We start from the raw sequence: 17,123 nt of genomic DNA, 5'->3' as shown, positions 1-17,123 counted from the left end.
TGATCGTTGATGGCGTCCGAGTTCGCGCAGATCATAGGGCCATTAGCCCAGTCGTTTTTCGGCGAGCCCAATCGGGCAATGTCGTCGGCTGTCGAGCTGCGCTATGGTTCGCATGGTTCGTTCTCGGTCGATCTGCGCAACGGCACTTGGTATGACCACGAAGTCGAAGAAGGCGGCGGTGTTCTCGACCTCGTCACGCGCGAGACCAAGCTCACCGGAACGGAACGGCTCGACTGGCTGAAGAGCCACGGCTTCGTCTACGACACGGTGCAGAGCAACGGTGTCGCGCCGCGCGCCTCGATCATCGCCACCTATGACTACACCGATGAGGGCGGCAACCTGTTGTTTCAGGTCTGCCGTTTCGAGCCCAAGGATTTCCGGCAGCGGCGGCCCGATGGCAACGGCGGCTGGGCGTGGTCCGTCAAGGGCATCCGCCATGTGCCGTACCGGCTGCCGCAGCTCCTCGACAACGACGACAAGGTCGTGTGCATCGTCGAGGGCGAGAAGGACGTGGACCGGCTGTGGAAGCTCGGCATCCCGGCCTCGTGCAACCCCGGCGGTGCCGGAAAATGGCGCGACGAGCTGAGCGAATTCTTTCGCGGGGCCGACGTCGTCATCATCCCCGACAGAGACCCCCAGAAGACCCACCCGAAGACCAAGGAGCCGATGTTTCATCCCGACGGTCGTCCGATCCTGCCGGGGCAGGACCACGGTCAGGCGGTCGCGCAAGGGCTGCAGGGCATCGCGGCAAAGGTCCGGGTGCTCGAATTGTGGAAGCACTGGCCGGAGATGCCCCTGAAGGGCGACGTCAGCAACTGGATCGAGCGCGGCGGGACCGCCGAACAGCTCTATGAGTTGATCGAGAAGACGCCGGACTGGTTCGAGCAGGCCGCGAGCGGCGTTGTCTCGGTGCCGCTGCTGTTTCCGTTTCCGATTGAAGGCAAGGACATCCCGCGTCGGCAATGGGTGGTGCCGGGGCTGCTGTTGCGGCGCAATGTCTCGATCCTCGTCGCACCGCCGGGAAGCGGCAAGAGCCTGCTGACGCTGCAGATGGCGCTCATGATGAGCACCAGCATGGCGTGGGGCGGTTGGCGACCGCGCAAGGCGTGCAAGGTACTGGTGATCAATTCCGAGGACGACACCGACGAGATGCGGCGGCGGCTCTATGCCGCCTGCGAGGAGATGGAGATCACGACCTATGCCGAGCTGCGCGAGCGGCTCGCCATCGCTGAAGCCCCCGGCGACATCATCATTGCCAAGGCCGACAGCCGCACCAAGACCGTGGTGGCGCAGCCGATGGTGGAGCGGTTGATCGCGACCGTGCTGGAGTATGGCTTCGACGTGCTGGTGGTCGATCCGTTCGCCGAGACATTCGAGGGCGACGAGAACTCAAACAGCGAACTGAAATGGGCGGCGGTGCTGTGGCGCAGGATCGCGCGCGAGACCGGAGCTGCGGTGATGCTGGTGCATCACACTCGGAAATTCGGGGCCGAGGCTGGCAACATGGACAGTGCGCGTGGCGGCAGCGCGCTGGTCGGCGTCGCCCGCATCGTCTCGACCCTGTTCGTCATGACCAAGGAAGAGGCCGTCATCTACGAGGTCGAGGAGGAGGAGCGCCACAAATATCTGCGCTTCGACGACGCCAAGGCCAATCAGGCGCTGGTGACGTTCGCGGCCAAGTGGTTCAGCAAGAAGTCGATCACGCTGCCGAACGGCGACGACACCGAGCCGCCGGACGAAGTCGGCGTGCTGGTGCCGTGGCTGCCCGAAGGCATCTTCTCGCGCATCACCAACGAGCTGGCCAACAAGATCCTCGACGCCATCGCGATCGGCGAGATCGGCAAGGATTCAAAGCCGACCGGCAATCTGTTCTGCAAGACCAGACGCGGCGAGGGCAACAAGCGCTGGGCAGGCCACGTCATCAGTAGCCTCGTGGCGTGCAAGGAGAACGAGCCGCAGAAGGTGATCGACACTTGGCTGAAGTCCGGCCTGCTGATCGAGGTCGATACCGTCATCCCGGCATCGAAGGGCAAGGAGCGCAAGTGCCTGCGCGTGGTCGATGCCAACCGGCCGGGCACGCTGGTGAGCGAGGATAGGATATGACGCATCACTGTCGCCCTGCTGTCGTGGTGAAGGTTGCGCGCTTCGATTATCGGAAAGAGGTCAACAACTGAGGGACAAGCCATGAAGTGCCCCAACTGTGGATACGAGACGCCAGCGCCGCCGCCGAAGCCATACGAGTACACCGGCTACCTGAAAGAATATCTGCCGACGATCCTGAAGCTGTTGCGGATGGGGATGCTGCCGGGCGAGGTGGTCGCCACTGTGCAAAGGGCGCATCACGTCGAACTGCCGTGGCACGCCTCCGGGATGATCAACTACATCCGCAAGCGCTATGGCCTCGAAACCAAGAACGGTCCAACCGACCATCGCGAGCGCGACGCTGAAATTGCCCGACGCTACCGCGCCGAGAAGACCACGTTGCGCAAGCTCGGCGGCGAATACGGCATTTCAGCGGACCGGGTCCGCTGCATCGTCATCTGGACCGAACGCAAGATCGGGAAGCAGGAAGAACAACAGGCCGCAGTTCAGGCCGCCGAGCGCATCGAGGACGTGCCGCTTGAATCGCTCGATCTGCCGACGCGCGTCTCCAACTGCTTGAAGAACGGCCGCTATGAGGGCGGGCGCTGGGTTAGTGAGTGCAAGACCGTGGGCGATGTGATGAAGCTGAAGGATTCGGATCTGCTTCGCTTCCCGAATTTTGGACGGACATCGATCCGGGACTGGAAATTGTGCCTTGAGGAATTGAAGCGCGATTTCGAAGCGCGCAAGCAACCGGCCGAGGCGCGGCCATGAGCGAGTTGGACGCCATCATCAAGCAGCCCGGCTACAAGCGCGCGGGCAATCATGGCTGCTGGGCGCTGTGCACCAAGCAGGGCAACGGGCGCTGGCACGTCAGGCGAGTCGTGTGGGGCATCGTGATGGCGCGCGCGGAGAAGCGGCCGGGCGAGAAGATCCGGCGCGCGGCGATCCTGTTGAGGGACGAGAAATGACAGAACGAAAAGCTCTCTCAATGCGCCGCCGCTGCGAGACGTTCGAGATCGACTTCGGCGGGCTGTCGAAGAGCCACGTCATCACGGTGGGGTATTACCCGGATGATACGCCCGGCGAGGTGTTCATCAGTGGCGGCAAGAGCGGCGAACAGGTCGAGGCGATTGCGCGCGATGGGGCAGTGCTGGTGTCGATGTGCCTGCAGCACGGGGTGTCGCTTGACACAATTCGGCATGCTCTGACCCGCGACAGTCAGGATCAACCTTCGTCGATCATCGGCGTGGTGGTGGACCGGCTGGCTGAGCCGGATCGGCCTATATGATTTTTGGCCATATTGGGGTTGCTTGATCTGGATCAAGGGTCTAACAGCAAATCATCGGGAGAAAGTGGCAAGCTCTCGCGGAGGATATGCTTCATGATCGCAACACCGCAGATTCCACTGGCCATTCCGGATGGACGTCGCGCGCTGGCGCAGATGTACATCGACCTGACGATGGCGTTCCACGCCAGCATCTATCCGCCCGGTAAGGTGCCCAGCGAGCCCGACTGCCATCTGACCCTCGTGGCGGTCGCGGTGATGCTCGGTCACGCCGAAGGCCATCCGATGAACGCGACCGAGGTCGCATCGCGTGTCCAGATGCCGCGTTCATCTGTATTAACGCGGCTCAATGCGCTGATCGGGTACGGGTTGGTCGAGCGTATCGAGGATCGCTTTTACATCGAGCGGGACCACGCGGCCAACGTGCCGCACCGCGACCAATTCGAACTGATCCTGTCGCAGGCGTTCGCGGTGCTCGGTCCGCTACTGTCCAAATCTGACGAATGATTTTTCCAAACGAGAATAGAGCTGCTGTTTACGAGCGGACTAACAGCAGCTTTTTTCTTTTTGTGCGCCAGACGCATCAAACTCTTCTCTCTGGGGTTGTAACTGTCCTAAAGCCAGCGTTGTGCCAGCCATGCCTATCAACCGGGTCGAATTCTCCGATTTTGAAGCATTGCGCCACGTTGTTCAGGATTCGACCGTCGATATTGTCCAGATCGGCAACGGCGTGATGTCCGGCGTCATCGAGCACATGAAGGTTGGCACAATCGGCATAGCGACCGGCAGCTACACGCAAGGTATCCGGATGCGCGGGCCGTTGAGTCTGCGTCGATGGGCCTTCAGCGTGACGGGCGAGGACGGGCCTGCGTTGGTGAACCACGTCGAGGCCAAACCGGGTGACCAGATCATTACCCCGCCCGGCCATGAACTCTATTTCGTCCGCGAGGACGCCAACCGCTATGCGGTGGCGCTGATCGAGCCCGACGAGCTGTTCAGCTTTGTGGAGGGCCTGCAGCCCGGCGCAGCCGAGTTGTGGAACAACGTCGGGAACGTGTTGGCGGTCGATCCGCAAACCGCTGCCTATCGGGCCGACACTTTCCAAACTCTGTTCACGGCGCTGCAGGACCCGACGCTGACGCCCGAGGCGATGGAGTTCTACCGGCTCAACCTTCTGGAGCTGGCGACCGGGCCGATGCTGAGCCGCGCCAAGGATGGATTTGTGCGCCTGAAGCAGTCGGCGATGGCGCTGGTCCGCGAGGTTGACCGCTATCTGACCGAGGCGGGCTCCCGGCCGGTTCATATCTTTGAGCTGTGCTCGGTCTTCAACGTATCGAAGCGAACCCTGCACCGCGCCTTCCATGACGTGATGGGGATCGGCGCAATCACTTTCTCCCGCAACAAGCGGCTCGGGGCCGTCCACAGCGTGCTTAAGCAGGGCGGTCGCGTTCTGGTCCGCGACGTCGCCAAGCAGCATGGCTTCCTGCAGCCCGGCAAATTCACGCAGGAATATCGGCGGCTGTTTGGCGAGCGGCCATCCGAGACGGTGCAACGTGCGCAATACGCGCGTATCCTGCTGGCGATCTGGGCGTTTCCATTGCTGACGCGGTTCTCGGCGACAACGGCCATGATAGATGAAACGCTCACTCTCTGCTGATGTGCTCGATTACGCGGGTCAGGATGTGGCGTCCCATCTCAGCGCTCAGTGAATCGATCGTCATGTCGTTGGCCTTCAGCACTTCAGTGGCCTTCTTGAGATCCGGCTCCGGGAAGATGGTGGTGCTGTAGGCGTTGAGCCAGTTCTGCAGCCAGCCCTTCAGCTCGGAATCACGCGCGATGTGGTCGCCGAGGCGCTTGGCCAGCGAAGTGTCGATGCGTTCCAACCGTTGGGCGATTCGCAGTTGCTCCTGTAGCTCAGCTTCGTGTCGTCGATGGTACCGGATCTCGGCGATCAATATTCTGATCTCGCTGCCGACGATGATCTCGTGGTCGAGTTTGGTGCGCTCATAGAGGTCGTCCAGCTCGGCATCGGTTGCGGTGATCACGTCCACGTCTCCACCACGCTCGGGTGATCTTCCTCGCCGCGCATCAGGCAGACCAGCCCGCATTGCGACAGACATTCGCGCAGCGTCTCCAGCCCGCCTGTGATGGCGTACTGGGTGGGCTGATCGTATTCGAAGCAGCGTGCAATGTGACCATTGGGAAAATCCAGCGGCTTGTCGAAGATGGTCCACATCGGCAGCTTGCCGCGCGCGAGCGCTTCCTGATTGATGTCGAGGATCATCGCGGCCAGCGTGTACTCGTGGCAGTGGCCGCAATAGCCGTGTTGCGCATCCTTCGGGTGGTGGCTGGTCTTCTTGCAGCGCGGACAGGTGAAGGGCATCAGGTGAACCCTTCAATGAAGCGCCGCGCCTGATCGCGGTCGCCGGACAGTTGCACTTCCAAGCTCTGCTTCATCTTCGCCGCACTGACCGATTTGGTCTCGTCGTGCTTGAACAGGTCGCACATCATCGAGGTGACGCCTTGCTGGAGTTCGCCCGCGTCGATGTATTCGAGCGCGCGTCGCTTGCACCATGCCAGATGTTCAGCGCGGGTCATCATTCCAGTTCATCCCTGCAATAGGCATCGATGTCGTCGTCGGTCAGTTTGTGCGCCTTCATCAGCGCCTCGAATTGTTCGCGGGTGAGGAGGCCATCGCCGTAACGTCCGAGAATATCGTGCAGCCGCTCGCGCTTGGTGGGTTGCGGCTGCGGTCGCTTCCCCACATCAGTCCAGCTTCAGCGGTGGGCTCTTGCGGATCTCCATCCGGATGTCGAAGGTGGCGCGGTCCATCGCGACCTCCACCGGCAGGCCCTGCTTCTGGTAGTCCTTGGCCCGCGCGTTGAGCTTGACCATCCAGTCGTCGATATAGGCGTTGATCTTGCCTTGTCGTTGGTCGTCGGCAAAGGTCATATCGATCTCCCTTGGTTGCTCGGTGACGGGATCGAAATCACGCTCCCATTCGGTGCAGCCGGTTGAGTTGGTGCCCATGGATTAGGGTGTGCCCTCGTGTTTTCGGATCAGCTCCACGCGCTTCACGATCTCGGGCCACAGCGCCGACTTCGACGGCATGAACGATTTGTCGAGCCCGATCACCATTGCCATCAGCATATCGACCTGAACGTGCGCCTCGACCAGTGCATCGAGCAGCTCGTTGCCGGTCGCGGTGCGTTGTGGCGGCAGCATGCGCGGCGGCAGATCGCCTGCGTTGGGATCGACCTCGCGCAAATTGCCTTCGGCATAGACGTGATAGAACTCGCCGTAACCACCCATGATGCCGTGGCCGACCAGATAGCGCAGCGGTTGGCCCTTGTCGTTGGCGATGCCTCTGACGATGCCGGGACCGCCGTAATTGCCGGTGTGCTTGTAGACGGTCTCACCGATTTCGAATTTAGGAATCTGCATGTCTATTCTCGAATTCATGGCATTCCTGTTTGGTGAGCAGCCGGGTCTCGATCCAGTCGCACGGGATGCGCGCCTCATACTGTTTTGGTATTTCGAAGAACGCGACCTCGCCACCCGGATTCAATTCAAGCGCCCACGATCGCTTCAGCATTTCGAAGTGATCGTCGGCCCTGATGATCAGCGCGCCCAGAAACTTGTCGCCCTTGGGCCTGTCAGGATCACAGAACGACATCCACCAATAGCTCATTGCTTGCGCATCGATTGAAACGGTTCGAACTCGGCACCGGGTGCCAGCGGTGTATTCTCTCCCGGCGTCTTGCAGACTGAACAGGTCAATTTGACGTCGGGATATTGCTTCATCACTTGCTGTCCGGACGGATAGATCCCGACCACATGGCCGCAGCTCGCGCATGTGCCGGTGATCTGCTCCGGGTGAAAGCGGTGCATGTCGGCGAGCCGCATCACGATCAATTCCACGGGCTGGGGCTTGCGGACGAGACGCTCGATCCAATTCCACATCTTCATGGCTTGTCCCTGTCCCTGATCAGTTGGCGGAAGGTGTCCTGCCCCTCCTGCGACTTGGCCCATTCGTCGCTCTCTTCCGCGCTGGCGTCGAAGTCGCCGTTGATCACGCGGTTGCACAGCGCCCGGATCTCCATTGCCTTGTCCGGGCGTGCGGTTGCGGCAGCGCCCAACGCGGTGACGAGCGCCACTTCGGGCAGATCGAGCGGCGAGAGGAAGTCGTGGTAGTAGCCGCCGCGCGCCTGCAGGCTCATGTCCATCAGGCCGATCTTCATCAGCTCGTCGGCCAGCATGTCCTTGGTGTGCATGGTTCCTCCGCTATGCCGAAAGTGCCAACTGGCTTTTGGAAAATGTTTCGCGTGTTGACAGTTTTAAGATGGTGCAACGATTATGCAACGACAAAACGGCCTACCGTGCATTTGGAGATCGCGCGATGTGTCTCTGCATCGATTGCGGCATCGATACGGCACCGAAGGACGATCGCCGCCGTCGAGGTGCCCGAACGTCGGAATGGTACATGGTCCACGATCGCGTCTGGGCCGCTGCCGGGATGCCGCCGATGTCGATGTTCGAGACCAAGGACTTCCTGTGCATCGGGTGCCTTGAGGCTCGGCTCGGCCGCCGCCTTAACCCGGACGACTTCACCGATGCCTCCATCAATCAGCCCGACCGCTGGAGCAGTCCGCGTCTGAACGCCCGGCTGGTTGGCCAATAGCCATGCACGTTACGCATGGAATTTCGTGCGCGCTCGGGTTGCGCGACACAGCAAAATCACCGAGTGAATGTGACGAAGGCGTTTTGCTGCGCTGCAAATCGCGGAAAAATACAATCTGGTAAAAATTATTTTCGGACATCGCCAAACCCTGCAAAACAAGGCTTCCGCGATTTGAAAAGGCAATCGCGGAAATCGCGGAAAAAGGCCTCCGCGATTGACGAGAACGAATCCCTCCGGGATTTTAGGGCAATCGCGGAAGACAGGCCGCGATTTGCGCTACACCTTCGGTTGCGCACAAATGCTTGCCCTAAAAACCCGGAGTTCATCCGAAATTCGTTCGAGGGTTTTGTGCGGAAGGGAACGGGTAGTAATGCTGGCAGAGCAGTGGCTTGTGATTGTCACCAACCCCCAGAAAGAGGCCTTCGTCGAACACCGGCTTCAAGGTCTCGGACCCTACCTTCCACGCTTCAAAAAGATCACCGGCAAAATCGCGGCACTGTTTCCGCGATATATTTTTTGCCCTCAAATCGCGGAAGTGAGCCAGATCACATCCACCTTCGGGGTGCGCGGTTTGATCATGGCTGGCGACAGCCCGGCAACAATCTCAGGCAAGGAGATCGCGAAGCTGAAGGCCAGAGAACGCGGCGGTTTGATTCAACTCCCGCCACCACCACGGTTTCGCGACGGTGAGAAGCTGACCATCCTGCGCGGTTCGCTGAAATGGCGACAGGTGATCTACGCCGGGATGAGCGGCAAGGATCGTGAGCGCGTGCTGATCGAGATGCTCGGCCAAACCGTCACCATCATTGTCCCAACTCAGGATCTTGCGTCCGACTTCAAACCGCCTACCAGAAATCGTTTGCGTTTTCAGCGCGAAACATTTAGTGGGCAAGACAGGACCGCTTTTAGCGCAGCACATTGTAGGTCATTCTGACCTACCAAAAGTTGCGGAGCTTGTTTCCATCACTGGCTTTAGGCCAGTATTTTTCTCCGCAAAAAGCCGCCAGATCCCAAGCGATTTAGCCTTTCATCGTTCGCGCCTTTTGTCGGCTTGTCCCCTGCGAATGGCCGGGTTCTGGCGGCTTCGTTTTACGACAATCGTAAAACCGCGTTAATCCGCTTCACTGAACGAGGCGCTGATGTTGCATCCCCAAAACCCGCGCGATTGGTACGGTCTCGGCCGATGGAAAACGCGCGCCCGGTTTCAGATGCAGAGCCATCCGCTGTGCGCGCATTGTCTGGAGAAGGGCCTCGTCGTGAAGGCCGTCATCGCCGACCATATCGAGCCCCATCGCGGAGACTGGAATCGGTTCTGGCTGGGTGAGCTGCAGTCACTATGCCGAAAGTGCCACGAGAGCGGTAAGAAGTTTGCTGAACACCGGGGATTCCGCTCCGACATAGGGCTGGACGGTTGGCCCACAGATCCTGCGCATCCGACCTATGGGAACAGGGTCAAGTAGCTGATATTGCTAGGCTATATGCACACCTATAGCGTTGTGTGATGTGGGGTTGTGGGTGTGGGTGATGTACCCCTCTGTATGCATGTAACCTATTGATATTGCTATGTACTCTACCTGTGTGTTGAAAACACAACTTGTGTGAGAGTATAGCTTTATGTGACCTTAGGGTCAGGTTGTATTGGCCTCATAGGGTTCCAGTTCCAGAGAAGGATATACTAGGCCGTTTCGGCCTATGTTATGTGCCAAATAGCTCAACCATATCAATGAGTTATGGGGTGCTGTGGAGCGTGGAACTCGAACGAAATAAGCTATATAGATCAAAGGGTTGCATGCCCTTGAATGATACCTCTCTAGCGAGCCCCGTGGTGCGTTGGTTTGGGTTGGGTGTGCCAAAGTGCCAAGCTAACCCATTGAACGCACAGGCGACCTCCCCCGGTGGGGGTAGATGGCATAGGGGGCGGGGGGGAGGTGGAATTAATTCCTGCGGTACTATTTTCCCGCGCGGCGGCGCAGTTCCCTTAAAAGGAAATCCTTCTACGCCGAAGGGTGTTTTTAGAAGGAACCTACTGTCCAAGAAATAGGTATGGAACCGGACACAACCAGATGACAAAACCACAACCTGAAGACGTAAAGGTAAAACCGGACATTCCGGGGATACAACCTGAGCCGCTGGAGGAGCTTTCCGAGGAGGAAAGGACCGAATGGCGCAAATTCACCAATCGGATGCCCCCGGACTGGTTCCCCCCGGAGACGTGGCCGATGCTGGCGCAGTTGTGCCGCCACATCTGCCAAAGCCGCTGGGTTGGCCAGTGCCTGCAGGAGGTGCGGGCCGGGCTGCTCGATCCGACCGACGAGGACGCCCTCAACAGCCTGATGAAGCTGCAGAGCCTCCACGATCGCGAGGGAAGGGCGATGACGGCCATGATGGTTCGCCTGCGCCTGACCAGCCAGCAACGGATTCCAGACGCTGACGTCGCCGACAGGACGCGGGAGAAGGTCAAGCAGGAGCACGTCGAGGAGCCGCCGTGGGCATCGAAGCTCCGCGATGAAGACCGGGCCGGGTCGCGCACGCGGCAATGACCGATCTGGAGAAGCTGATCACCGACAAGCAGGACCAGCTGCGCGGACGGCCCCGCGACTGGCTCGATGATTTCGGCGATTGGCGGCGGCGCACCGACTGGGCAAGCGTCGCCCTGATCGTTGGCGCGGTGCTGGTGATCGTTGGCGCGGTGCTGGTGCTGCCGTGACCGACGCCGCGATCCTCGCTCCGCCGCTGACCCCGGCCGAGCGCGCCCAGCGCAACATCGACTGGTGCGAGAAGTACCTGTTCCTGCCCGAGGGCAAGCACGTCGGCGAGCCGCTGGTGATGGCCGAGTTCATGCAGGACGATTTCCGCGCGATCTACGGCAACCCGGCAGGTACCCGCCGCGCCATCGTCTCCAGAGGCCGCAAGAACGCCAAGAGCGTCGAGTGCGCCGCCATCGTGCTGCTGCACCTGTGCGGCCCGGAATATCGGCCGAACGGCTCGATCTATTCCTGCGCGCAATCCAGAGACCAAGCCGCGATCATTTTCGACCGGGCATCGAAGATGGTGAAGATGAGCCCGGTGCTGCGCCGCGTGGTCAAGATCCGCGAAAGCGCGAAAGAACTCCGATGCCCCGGCGTCGGCACCATGTACAAAGCGCTCAGTGCCGAAACCAGTACCGCGTTCGGCCTGTCGCCCGTGCTGACGATCCACGACGAGCTGGGTCAGGTCAAAGGTCCGCGCTTCCCGCTCTACGAAGCGATGGAGACCTCGACCGCCGCGCAGGAAGAACCGCTGACCGTGGTGATCTCGACGCAGGCACCATCCGACGCTGATCTGCTCTCGATGCTGATCGACGATGCCGCGACGGGGGCCGATCCGCGCACCATCCTGCGCTTCGACACTGCGCCGATGGACGACGACCCGTTCGATGAGGAGACGATCGCCAAGGCCAACCCGGCGCTCGACATCTTCATGAACAAGACCGAAGTCCTCGCCATGGCCGAGGATGCGCGACGGCTGCCAGCCCGCGAAGCCGAGTTTCGCAACCTCGTGCTCAATCAGCGCGTGGAGGCCTCAAACCCTTTCGTCACACCGAGCGTGTGGAAGAGCTGCGGCGGCGAGGTACTGCCGTTCGCCTCTACCACGCCGCTGTACGGTGGGCTCGATCTCTCGTCGGTCGCTGATCTCACCGCGCTGGTGCTGATCGGCCAGCCCGACGCCAAGAAGTGGCACGTCAAGCCGACGTTCTGGCTGCCGTCCGAGGGCCTCGCCGAGAAGTCGCGCTCCGATCGCGTACCCTACGATATGTGGACGCAAAAGGGCTTCCTCGAAACCTGTGACGGCAACAGCATCAAATACGAATACGTCGCCAAGATCCTGCGCGACCTGTTCAACCGCTACAACATTCGCAAGCTGGCGTTCGACCGCTGGAACATGGCGCATCTGAAGCCGTGGCTCGAGAAGGCAGGCTTCTCGGTCAACATGATCGAGGACCGCTTCGTCGAGTTTGGTCAGGGCACGCAATCGATGAGCCCGGCGCTGCGCTCGCTGGAGGAGCTGCTCCGCGACAAGCAGCTCTGCCACGCCGACCACCCGGTGCTGACGATGTGCGCGGCCTGCGCTGTCGTTGAAGGTAAGGACGATGCGAACCGCAAGCTATCGAAGAACAAGTCCAGTGGCCGCATTGACGGCCTCGTCGCGCTGGCGATGGCAGTCGGTGTCGCGCAACAGATGCGCCCGGTGGATGTGACCACGCTGATCGCATGATCAAAGACTTCGACGTCACCCGTTTCGAGATTGCCAAACTGGAGCTGCGGCCGGGCGACAAGCTCGTGGTGCGAACCGAGCTGTTTCTCACCAAGGAACAGACCCAAAGAATCAAGGATTTGTGGAAGGAGATCGCCCCTGACCACGAGACCATCGTGCTCACCGCAGGCCTGACCGTTGAAGTGCTGCGGACCGAGCCGTGAGCGCGCCGCTGCTGTTCTTCCTGTGCCTCGCCGCCGTGATCGACCAATCCTACGCGCTGGCGTTCGCGCTGTTCATGGCATCCGGCTTCCGGGCGCTGACGTCATGAAGACCATCACCAAAGCCGAACTCGGCGTCACCGGCTCGACCGTGCGGCAGTACATGCACCCCGGCGAGCAGGAGGTGCTGCTGACACTGATCAAGAGCGTCGAACCGCACACCATGGTCGAAATCGGCGTCAACGTCGGACTGACCGCACGCGCGGTGCTGGAGAACATCCCGAGCATCGAGCGCTACATCGGCATCGACGTCCACGCCGCCTATCAATTCGAGATCCCGGCGCAACGGATCGAGCATCCGGGCGAACCGGGTCAACTGGTCAAGGACGATCCGCGTTTCGAGCTGCGGCTGCGCGGTGCCGAGCTGCCGCACGCCGCCGACGTCATCTTCATCGACGGCGATCACGGCAAGCGCGCAGTGATGGCCGACAGCGTCTGGGCTGCCGCGATCATCAATCACGGCGGCCTCATCATCTGGCACGATTACGGCAACCCGACCGTGGAGGTGACCGGCGTGCTGAACCGGCTGCAGGCACAGGGGCGCAACCTCACCCACGTTGAAAATACGTGGCTGGTGTTCGAACGGCGATGAATCCGATTGCGTACCACTACGTCCATCGCGGCATCGCGCACTTCAACGCGAACCAGTTCGACCACGCGATCGTCAATTTCGACGCGGCGCTGAAGATCGACCCCAACGAGCCATATGCCCGCTATAACCGTGCCACCGCATTGCTCTCGCTCGGCGATTATGCGCGCGGCTTCCCGGAATACGAGGTGGCGTGGCGCTTGTTTCACTGGCGCGGCTTCGGCCCTGTCGGCAACGACATCGACCGCATCACCGCGCTGCCGCTGTGGCAGGGCGAACGTGCGACCCGCTTGCTGGTCTACCACGAGCTGGGCCATGGCGACGCCATCATGGCGATGCGCTTTCTCGACGAGATCAGCGCCCGCGCCGACGCCACGCTGGTGATCGACCGCGCTCTGGTCCGCACCGCGAAGAGCTTCGCCGTCGAGGTCACCGACAGGGTGCCGGACGATCTGACCGGCTACGATTGCCGCCTGCCGTTGTTCGCGGTGATGGGCGTGCTGGGCATCAACGCCGACAACATCCCGGCCGCGCCCTATCTCGGATCGCAGTTACCCGCTGCGGTCAATGCAAGCGACAAGATCGGCATCGCGTGGTGCGGCCGGACCCAGACCATGTTCACGCTGGAGCGCTTCCTGCAGCTCGCGGATCTCGACGGTTTCGACCTCTACAGCCTGCAGCCCGGCACGATCGCCAACGAGCGGGTCGATCCGCTGCCGCCGGGCGCTGACTTCGAAGACGTCGCCAACCGCATCGAGGCGATGGACCACATCGTCAGCGTTGACACCGCAGCTGCACATCTGGCCGGTGCGATGGGCCATCCTTCCGCCCATCTGCTGCTGCCCTATCTGTCGGACTGGCGCTGGCACCACGTCGAGCGCTGGTATCCGACCCTGAAGACCTACCGGCAGAGCGACGCCAACGATTGGTCTGCGCCGTTCGCACGCATCAACGAGGCGCTCCGATGTATCTCGACAAACGAACCGGAATAACTGTCGCGTTGGCGGTGGTGGCCGTGGTGCTCGTTCTCGCCATGATCCTGCTGGTGACGCAGTAATGCCTGTGATCGAATTCACCGTGGTGCAGGCACCGACCGAAGCGATGCGCGTGCTCGGCGCAGGCGGCATGCTGGTCACCAGTGTACAACTGACGCCGCGCATCATCGACGCGCTCAACAAATTCTGGATGGAGCACGCCGACGAGTACGAGGACGGCGACAGCTTCACCATCGAGGTCAGCTACGACGCATGATCGAGATCCTCGCGCAAATCCACTGCACCGAGCCGAGACCGTTCACCGCTGGCATCATCCTGCACGACAACGTCGTGGTCGAGACCGCGCCGATCGTCAGCTACATGAAGCGCGGCAAATGGACTCGCGACCGCGTGCGCAAACACTGCCACGACAGGGGCTGGACCATCGACGTGGTCTACAGACGACAGAATAAAATCAAAAAAAGCATCACCTGAGACTGACACAAAACCAGCGCGGCCCCCTCCCCAACATTCAAAAAGGAAACAGCATGCGACAACCAACTCTTGCAGTGATCATCCCCATCGGCGGCGACGTCGGCAGCCTGCCGGGCTTCGGCGGTGGCTGGGGCTCCGGGCCGCGTCCTGACCAAGGTCTGCCGGGCTCGCCGGGACGCCCCGACAATTCGCTGCCGTGGGCACCGGGTCATCCGGGCGGCGGTCCGATCTATCCCGACTATCTGCCCGGCTGGGGCGGTGGCTGGGGCTCTGGCGCGGTCGATCCGGGTTACGGTCGCCCGATCTTCCATCCGGGTCACCCCGATCACGGTTTGCCCGTGCAGCCCGGTCATCCGGGCAATCGTCCGCCGGGCTCGGGCGGCGGTCATCCCGACCAAGGCCTGCCATGGGCTCCGGTGCGTCCGGATCAAGGCTTGCCCGGCGAGCAGCCCGGCATCGACAACAGCCTGCCCGGTGGAGGATGGACCCGACCGGATCAGGGCCTGCCGCCGCACGCGCAGCCGAAGGTGTATGCCGCAGCGGTGCCGCCGACGCCGCCGACCAGCGTCAACACCGAAGAAGGCGCGTGGGTGATCGTCAACGTCAACGGTGTGCTGGCGTGGGCGTGGGCGCAGAAGCCGCCCGCAAAGCCGGGCATCGACAATACCTTGCCCGGAGGCGCACCGACTCGCCCCGACAACACACTGCCCGAAACTCCCGAACCGAAGTAGCGATGAAGCTGCGACCGTACAGCGGCAACAGCGACGCCGCCGGTCGCGGCTATCATCACTGGTGCCCCGCCTGCGACGAGCCGCACGGCATCGCAGTCGGGATTCGAAATCGCAACGGCGCGGTGTGGAGCTTCAACGGCGACATGGATCGCCCGACCTTCACACCGTCCGTGCGCTGCTTCACCACCGACGAAGAGGGCCACCAGCACACGCTGTGCCACTACTTCATCACCAACGGCCAGATCGTGTTCTGCAGCGACAACCCGCACGCGCTGAACGGCCAGACCGTCGAGCTGCCGGACTGGCCGGAAAGGCGAACCGATGGTTGAGGTCTCCCGTGTCGAGATCGTCTTTGCCAACGTACTGAAGGTCATGGAAGTCGGTGAGGAGCCGTTGCCGCGCGTTCATACGCTGGTCACGGTCAAATACGAACAGTTTGCGATCACAATGGAAGGGGATCACGTCATGTACAATTTGCCTGCCGATCACACTGTCACGATGCAAGTCTCCTACGTCGATGGCGCGGGCAATCCTGCGCAAGTCGATGGCGACGTGACGTGGTTCACCGCCAACGAAGAACTCGCCACCATCGAAGTCGATGCCAGCGACGACACCATCTGCAAGGTGATCCCGAAGGCGATCGGTCGCACACAGGTGAGCGCGCGGGCTGACGCCGATCTCGGCGAGGGCACCCGCGAGCTGCTGACGGTCTGCGACATCATGATCGTCGCGGGCGAAGCGGTGGCGGGCTCGATCCAGCCGACCGGCGAACCGCAGCCGATCTAAAAGACCGACATCAACCGATTCCGTCTTTGCGGATTTGTTGCGCGACATGCTCCAACAGATCCGGCAGTCCCAGTGTGGTCTGCAGATCGGCCTGACAGGCGAAACCGCCGCCGTCAGGACCGCCGACCACGATCAGCACCACGCCGCCGCCGTGATCGCCGATGCCGAGCTGTTCGCGCACCAGCGTGCAGAGGTCGTCATACTTGCCCGGTCCTAATGCCATTGCGTCATCGCTCCAGCCGCGAACACGGCAGCGCCTGTCGTCATTCCGATCAGCACCAGTAGCCATGGCGGCAGTTTGTCCATGGCTCACTGTATAGCACGCCGCTTTCCAAAAGCCAGCAGGAGGCATCCATGCTGCAGCAACACGAATATCCGTCTGCGGATCTCTGGCAGGCCAACTACAAATCCATGAACTCGGTGCAGCTCGTCGCCGAGCTGGAGCGGCTCGCGCGATTCCCGCACCTCTACGACAACCGCATCGAACGCAAGGCCTGCATCGCCACCGAGCTGGCGCTGCGCGTCCGCGCGCCCGAGGTGCCGACATCGATCATCGTTCTGGAAAGTGACTGACAAGGGAGACACCTATGACGCTACAAATCATCGACGGCCCGCATTTCCAAGCCGGTGAATCGCTCTCGGACGGCATCGACATCTCGGCGGGCAACATCGTCCGCATCACCACGGACGGCGGCTGGACCAATGCCAATATGACGTTCCAGATTTCGACCGATGGCGCGAGCGGCTACAACAATCTGTACGACGCGGCGGGCAACGAGATTACCATCGTGGTGCGCGGCGACAATTCCGCGATCATCGTCCGCGACGACTGGAGCCGCCACATCAACTTCATCAAGTTCAGATCCGGCACCGCCAAGAGCCCTGTGCCGCAAGCGCAGGCCCGCCAGTTCGCCGTCGCCATCGAAGTGATCGAGGGCGGCGTCGGTGGTGCCGACGCACCCGCTGCCGCTCGCCGCCCATAG

32 protein-coding genes are annotated in these 17,123 nt (G+C 61.4%); 22 read left to right on the top strand and 10 right to left on the bottom strand.

The window, feature by feature from the left end; genetic code table 11:
• Window positions 1-9 precede the first annotated feature (9 nt).
• The 6 genes from KIP88_RS03075 to KIP88_RS03050 all read left to right on the top strand — a co-directional run bounded on the left by KIP88_RS03075 (window position 10) and on the right by KIP88_RS03050 (window position 5,027).
• On the top strand, window positions 10-2,103 hold the full coding sequence (locus KIP88_RS03075; protein ID WP_214486364.1) for an AAA family ATPase: 2,094 nt from the start codon (window positions 10-12) through the stop codon (window positions 2,101-2,103).
• Between the two features lie 81 nt (window positions 2,104-2,184).
• Complete coding sequence (locus tag KIP88_RS03070; RefSeq protein ID WP_214486363.1) at window positions 2,185-2,856, top strand: DNA-directed RNA polymerase subunit alpha C-terminal domain-containing protein; 672 nt, start codon at window positions 2,185-2,187, stop codon at window positions 2,854-2,856.
• Window positions 2,853-3,053: a hypothetical protein gene (locus KIP88_RS03065; protein WP_214486362.1), complete on the top strand. Its 201-nt coding sequence runs from the start codon at window positions 2,853-2,855 to the stop codon at window positions 3,051-3,053. Before KIP88_RS03070 ends, KIP88_RS03065 begins: the two co-directional genes overlap by 4 nt.
• A complete protein-coding gene (locus KIP88_RS03060) occupies window positions 3,050-3,373 on the top strand; it encodes a hypothetical protein (protein WP_214486361.1) in 324 nt (107 codons plus the stop codon). Before KIP88_RS03065 ends, KIP88_RS03060 begins: the two co-directional genes overlap by 4 nt.
• A 93-nt stretch (window positions 3,374-3,466) precedes the next feature.
• On the top strand, window positions 3,467-3,877 hold the full coding sequence (locus KIP88_RS03055; protein WP_214486360.1) for a helix-turn-helix domain-containing protein: 411 nt from the start codon (window positions 3,467-3,469) through the stop codon (window positions 3,875-3,877).
• Window positions 3,878-4,007: 130 nt separating this feature from the next.
• The gene (locus tag KIP88_RS03050; protein WP_214486359.1) at window positions 4,008-5,027 is read left to right on the top strand and encodes a helix-turn-helix domain-containing protein; all 1,020 of its coding nucleotides are present in this window, start codon (window positions 4,008-4,010) and stop codon (window positions 5,025-5,027) included.
• Here KIP88_RS03050 and KIP88_RS03045 read toward each other — a convergent pair.
• From KIP88_RS03045 to KIP88_RS03005, 9 genes are read right to left on the bottom strand one after another with little or no spacing between them, the layout of a single operon-like run.
• A complete protein-coding gene (locus KIP88_RS03045) occupies window positions 5,014-5,421 on the bottom strand; it encodes a hypothetical protein (RefSeq protein WP_214486358.1) in 408 nt (135 codons plus the stop codon). The two genes, KIP88_RS03050 and KIP88_RS03045, sit on opposite strands and share 14 nt — an antisense overlap.
• Complete coding sequence (locus KIP88_RS03040; protein WP_214486357.1) at window positions 5,412-5,753, bottom strand: hypothetical protein; 342 nt, start codon at window positions 5,751-5,753, stop codon at window positions 5,412-5,414. The genes KIP88_RS03045 and KIP88_RS03040 overlap by 10 nt, the downstream gene beginning before the upstream one ends.
• The gene (locus KIP88_RS03035) at window positions 5,753-5,971 is read right to left on the bottom strand and encodes a hypothetical protein (RefSeq protein ID WP_214486356.1); all 219 of its coding nucleotides are present in this window, start codon (window positions 5,969-5,971) and stop codon (window positions 5,753-5,755) included. Before KIP88_RS03035 ends, KIP88_RS03040 begins: the two co-directional genes overlap by 1 nt.
• The gene (locus KIP88_RS03030) at window positions 5,968-6,135 is read right to left on the bottom strand and encodes a hypothetical protein (RefSeq protein WP_214486355.1); all 168 of its coding nucleotides are present in this window, start codon (window positions 6,133-6,135) and stop codon (window positions 5,968-5,970) included. The genes KIP88_RS03035 and KIP88_RS03030 overlap by 4 nt, the downstream gene beginning before the upstream one ends.
• 1 nt (window position 6,136) lies before the next feature.
• The gene (locus KIP88_RS03025) at window positions 6,137-6,400 is read right to left on the bottom strand and encodes a hypothetical protein (RefSeq protein WP_214486354.1); all 264 of its coding nucleotides are present in this window, start codon (window positions 6,398-6,400) and stop codon (window positions 6,137-6,139) included.
• 3 nt (window positions 6,401-6,403) lie between these two features.
• Window positions 6,404-6,814 carry a hypothetical protein gene (locus KIP88_RS03020; protein ID WP_214486353.1) on the bottom strand — a complete coding sequence of 137 codons (411 nt, stop codon included), beginning with the start codon at window positions 6,812-6,814 and terminating at the stop codon, window positions 6,404-6,406.
• The gene (locus tag KIP88_RS03015; RefSeq protein WP_214486352.1) at window positions 6,801-7,061 is read right to left on the bottom strand and encodes a hypothetical protein; all 261 of its coding nucleotides are present in this window, start codon (window positions 7,059-7,061) and stop codon (window positions 6,801-6,803) included. The genes KIP88_RS03020 and KIP88_RS03015 overlap by 14 nt, the downstream gene beginning before the upstream one ends.
• Complete coding sequence (locus tag KIP88_RS03010; protein WP_214486351.1) at window positions 7,058-7,339, bottom strand: hypothetical protein; 282 nt, start codon at window positions 7,337-7,339, stop codon at window positions 7,058-7,060. Before KIP88_RS03010 ends, KIP88_RS03015 begins: the two co-directional genes overlap by 4 nt.
• Window positions 7,336-7,644, bottom strand: a complete 309-nt coding sequence (locus KIP88_RS03005) for a hypothetical protein (RefSeq protein WP_214486350.1) — start codon at window positions 7,642-7,644, stop codon at window positions 7,336-7,338. Before KIP88_RS03005 ends, KIP88_RS03010 begins: the two co-directional genes overlap by 4 nt.
• Before the next feature lie 125 nt (window positions 7,645-7,769).
• Between KIP88_RS03005 and KIP88_RS03000 the strand changes: the two genes are divergently transcribed.
• The 14 genes from KIP88_RS03000 to KIP88_RS02935 all read left to right on the top strand — a co-directional run bounded on the left by KIP88_RS03000 (window position 7,770) and on the right by KIP88_RS02935 (window position 16,140).
• Window positions 7,770-8,051, top strand: a complete 282-nt coding sequence (locus tag KIP88_RS03000) for a hypothetical protein (RefSeq protein ID WP_214486349.1) — start codon at window positions 7,770-7,772, stop codon at window positions 8,049-8,051.
• Window positions 8,052-8,421: 370 nt separating this feature from the next.
• Complete coding sequence (locus KIP88_RS02995) at window positions 8,422-8,985, top strand: transcription termination/antitermination protein NusG (protein ID WP_214486348.1); 564 nt, start codon at window positions 8,422-8,424, stop codon at window positions 8,983-8,985.
• 205 nt (window positions 8,986-9,190) lie between these two features.
• On the top strand, window positions 9,191-9,511 hold the full coding sequence (locus tag KIP88_RS02990; RefSeq protein ID WP_214486347.1) for an HNH endonuclease: 321 nt from the start codon (window positions 9,191-9,193) through the stop codon (window positions 9,509-9,511).
• Between the two features lie 603 nt (window positions 9,512-10,114).
• Window positions 10,115-10,591, top strand: a complete 477-nt coding sequence (locus tag KIP88_RS02985; RefSeq protein WP_214486346.1) for a hypothetical protein — start codon at window positions 10,115-10,117, stop codon at window positions 10,589-10,591.
• Window positions 10,588-10,758, top strand: a complete 171-nt coding sequence (locus KIP88_RS02980) for a hypothetical protein (protein WP_214486345.1) — start codon at window positions 10,588-10,590, stop codon at window positions 10,756-10,758. The genes KIP88_RS02985 and KIP88_RS02980 overlap by 4 nt, the downstream gene beginning before the upstream one ends.
• On the top strand, window positions 10,755-12,305 hold the full coding sequence (locus tag KIP88_RS02975) for a terminase TerL endonuclease subunit (protein ID WP_308163191.1): 1,551 nt from the start codon (window positions 10,755-10,757) through the stop codon (window positions 12,303-12,305). The genes KIP88_RS02980 and KIP88_RS02975 overlap by 4 nt, the downstream gene beginning before the upstream one ends.
• A complete protein-coding gene (locus KIP88_RS02970; RefSeq protein WP_214486344.1) occupies window positions 12,302-12,508 on the top strand; it encodes a hypothetical protein in 207 nt (68 codons plus the stop codon). Before KIP88_RS02975 ends, KIP88_RS02970 begins: the two co-directional genes overlap by 4 nt.
• 103 nt (window positions 12,509-12,611) lie before the next feature.
• Window positions 12,612-13,157, top strand: coding sequence for a class I SAM-dependent methyltransferase (locus tag KIP88_RS02965; protein ID WP_214486343.1), 546 nt, complete (start codon window positions 12,612-12,614; stop codon window positions 13,155-13,157).
• Entirely contained in the window at window positions 13,154-14,146 is a 993-nt protein-coding gene (locus KIP88_RS02960; protein ID WP_214486342.1) for a tetratricopeptide repeat protein, read from the top strand. Before KIP88_RS02965 ends, KIP88_RS02960 begins: the two co-directional genes overlap by 4 nt.
• A 64-nt stretch (window positions 14,147-14,210) precedes the next feature.
• Window positions 14,211-14,405 (top strand): hypothetical protein, encoded by a 195-nt coding sequence (locus tag KIP88_RS02955; RefSeq protein WP_214486341.1) that lies wholly within the window; start codon window positions 14,211-14,213, stop codon window positions 14,403-14,405.
• Window positions 14,402-14,623, top strand: coding sequence for a hypothetical protein (locus tag KIP88_RS02950; RefSeq protein WP_214486340.1), 222 nt, complete (start codon window positions 14,402-14,404; stop codon window positions 14,621-14,623). Before KIP88_RS02955 ends, KIP88_RS02950 begins: the two co-directional genes overlap by 4 nt.
• A gap of 53 nt (window positions 14,624-14,676) precedes the next feature.
• Window positions 14,677-15,354 (top strand): hypothetical protein, encoded by a 678-nt coding sequence (locus KIP88_RS02945; RefSeq protein WP_214486339.1) that lies wholly within the window; start codon window positions 14,677-14,679, stop codon window positions 15,352-15,354.
• Between the two features lie 2 nt (window positions 15,355-15,356).
• Window positions 15,357-15,683, top strand: coding sequence for a DUF6527 family protein (locus KIP88_RS02940; RefSeq protein ID WP_214486338.1), 327 nt, complete (start codon window positions 15,357-15,359; stop codon window positions 15,681-15,683).
• A complete protein-coding gene (locus KIP88_RS02935; RefSeq protein WP_214486337.1) occupies window positions 15,676-16,140 on the top strand; it encodes a hypothetical protein in 465 nt (154 codons plus the stop codon). Before KIP88_RS02940 ends, KIP88_RS02935 begins: the two co-directional genes overlap by 8 nt.
• Window positions 16,141-16,150: 10 nt before the next feature.
• On the opposite strand, the gene KIP88_RS02930 is transcribed toward KIP88_RS02935, so the two are convergent.
• Window positions 16,151-16,363, bottom strand: coding sequence for a hypothetical protein (locus tag KIP88_RS02930; protein WP_214486336.1), 213 nt, complete (start codon window positions 16,361-16,363; stop codon window positions 16,151-16,153).
• 131 nt (window positions 16,364-16,494) lie between these two features.
• On the opposite strand from KIP88_RS02930, the gene KIP88_RS02925 reads away from it, so the two are divergent.
• Entirely contained in the window at window positions 16,495-16,713 is a 219-nt protein-coding gene (locus KIP88_RS02925) for a hypothetical protein (RefSeq protein WP_214486335.1), read from the top strand.
• Window positions 16,714-16,727: 14 nt separating this feature from the next.
• Complete coding sequence (locus KIP88_RS02920; RefSeq protein ID WP_214486334.1) at window positions 16,728-17,123, top strand: hypothetical protein; 396 nt, start codon at window positions 16,728-16,730, stop codon at window positions 17,121-17,123.

It is taken from the genome of Bradyrhizobium sp. SRL28 (assembly GCF_018596315.1).
Classification (GTDB): Bacteria; Pseudomonadota; Alphaproteobacteria; order Rhizobiales; family Xanthobacteraceae; genus Bradyrhizobium.
The sequence above is the reverse complement of the archived record's forward strand: the minus strand, read 5'-3'. Positions and strand labels throughout refer to the sequence as shown.

Bases quoted from the DNA above. Each gene is read 5' to 3' on its own strand.
- KIP88_RS03075 (WP_214486364.1), top strand. From the start codon at position 10: ATGGCGTCCGAGTTCGCGCAGATCATAGGGCCATTAGCCCAGTCGTTT.
- KIP88_RS03070 (WP_214486363.1), top strand. From the start codon at position 2,185: ATGAAGTGCCCCAACTGTGGATACGAGACGCCAGCGCCGCCGCCGAAG.
- KIP88_RS03065 (WP_214486362.1), top strand. From the start codon at position 2,853: ATGAGCGAGTTGGACGCCATCATCAAGCAGCCCGGCTACAAGCGCGCG.
- KIP88_RS03060 (WP_214486361.1), top strand. From the start codon at position 3,050: ATGACAGAACGAAAAGCTCTCTCAATGCGCCGCCGCTGCGAGACGTTC.
- KIP88_RS03055 (WP_214486360.1), top strand. From the start codon at position 3,467: ATGATCGCAACACCGCAGATTCCACTGGCCATTCCGGATGGACGTCGC.
- KIP88_RS03050 (WP_214486359.1), top strand. From the start codon at position 4,008: ATGCCTATCAACCGGGTCGAATTCTCCGATTTTGAAGCATTGCGCCAC.
- KIP88_RS03040 (WP_214486357.1), bottom strand. From the start codon at position 5,753: ATGCCCTTCACCTGTCCGCGCTGCAAGAAGACCAGCCACCACCCGAAG.
- KIP88_RS03035 (WP_214486356.1), bottom strand. From the start codon at position 5,971: ATGATGACCCGCGCTGAACATCTGGCATGGTGCAAGCGACGCGCGCTC.
- KIP88_RS03025 (WP_214486354.1), bottom strand. From the start codon at position 6,400: ATGGGCACCAACTCAACCGGCTGCACCGAATGGGAGCGTGATTTCGAT.
- KIP88_RS03020 (WP_214486353.1), bottom strand. From the start codon at position 6,814: ATGCAGATTCCTAAATTCGAAATCGGTGAGACCGTCTACAAGCACACC.
- KIP88_RS03015 (WP_214486352.1), bottom strand. From the start codon at position 7,061: ATGAGCTATTGGTGGATGTCGTTCTGTGATCCTGACAGGCCCAAGGGC.
- KIP88_RS03010 (WP_214486351.1), bottom strand. From the start codon at position 7,339: ATGAAGATGTGGAATTGGATCGAGCGTCTCGTCCGCAAGCCCCAGCCC.
- KIP88_RS03005 (WP_214486350.1), bottom strand. From the start codon at position 7,644: ATGCACACCAAGGACATGCTGGCCGACGAGCTGATGAAGATCGGCCTG.
- KIP88_RS03000 (WP_214486349.1), top strand. From the start codon at position 7,770: ATGTGTCTCTGCATCGATTGCGGCATCGATACGGCACCGAAGGACGAT.
- KIP88_RS02995 (WP_214486348.1), top strand. From the start codon at position 8,422: ATGCTGGCAGAGCAGTGGCTTGTGATTGTCACCAACCCCCAGAAAGAG.
- KIP88_RS02990 (WP_214486347.1), top strand. From the start codon at position 9,191: ATGTTGCATCCCCAAAACCCGCGCGATTGGTACGGTCTCGGCCGATGG.
- KIP88_RS02985 (WP_214486346.1), top strand. From the start codon at position 10,115: ATGACAAAACCACAACCTGAAGACGTAAAGGTAAAACCGGACATTCCG.
- KIP88_RS02980 (WP_214486345.1), top strand. From the start codon at position 10,588: ATGACCGATCTGGAGAAGCTGATCACCGACAAGCAGGACCAGCTGCGC.
- KIP88_RS02970 (WP_214486344.1), top strand. From the start codon at position 12,302: ATGATCAAAGACTTCGACGTCACCCGTTTCGAGATTGCCAAACTGGAG.
- KIP88_RS02965 (WP_214486343.1), top strand. From the start codon at position 12,612: ATGAAGACCATCACCAAAGCCGAACTCGGCGTCACCGGCTCGACCGTG.
- KIP88_RS02960 (WP_214486342.1), top strand. From the start codon at position 13,154: ATGAATCCGATTGCGTACCACTACGTCCATCGCGGCATCGCGCACTTC.
- KIP88_RS02955 (WP_214486341.1), top strand. From the start codon at position 14,211: ATGCCTGTGATCGAATTCACCGTGGTGCAGGCACCGACCGAAGCGATG.
- KIP88_RS02950 (WP_214486340.1), top strand. From the start codon at position 14,402: ATGATCGAGATCCTCGCGCAAATCCACTGCACCGAGCCGAGACCGTTC.
- KIP88_RS02945 (WP_214486339.1), top strand. From the start codon at position 14,677: ATGCGACAACCAACTCTTGCAGTGATCATCCCCATCGGCGGCGACGTC.
- KIP88_RS02940 (WP_214486338.1), top strand. From the start codon at position 15,357: ATGAAGCTGCGACCGTACAGCGGCAACAGCGACGCCGCCGGTCGCGGC.
- KIP88_RS02935 (WP_214486337.1), top strand. From the start codon at position 15,676: ATGGTTGAGGTCTCCCGTGTCGAGATCGTCTTTGCCAACGTACTGAAG.
- KIP88_RS02930 (WP_214486336.1), bottom strand. From the start codon at position 16,363: ATGGCATTAGGACCGGGCAAGTATGACGACCTCTGCACGCTGGTGCGC.
- KIP88_RS02925 (WP_214486335.1), top strand. From the start codon at position 16,495: ATGCTGCAGCAACACGAATATCCGTCTGCGGATCTCTGGCAGGCCAAC.
- KIP88_RS02920 (WP_214486334.1), top strand. From the start codon at position 16,728: ATGACGCTACAAATCATCGACGGCCCGCATTTCCAAGCCGGTGAATCG.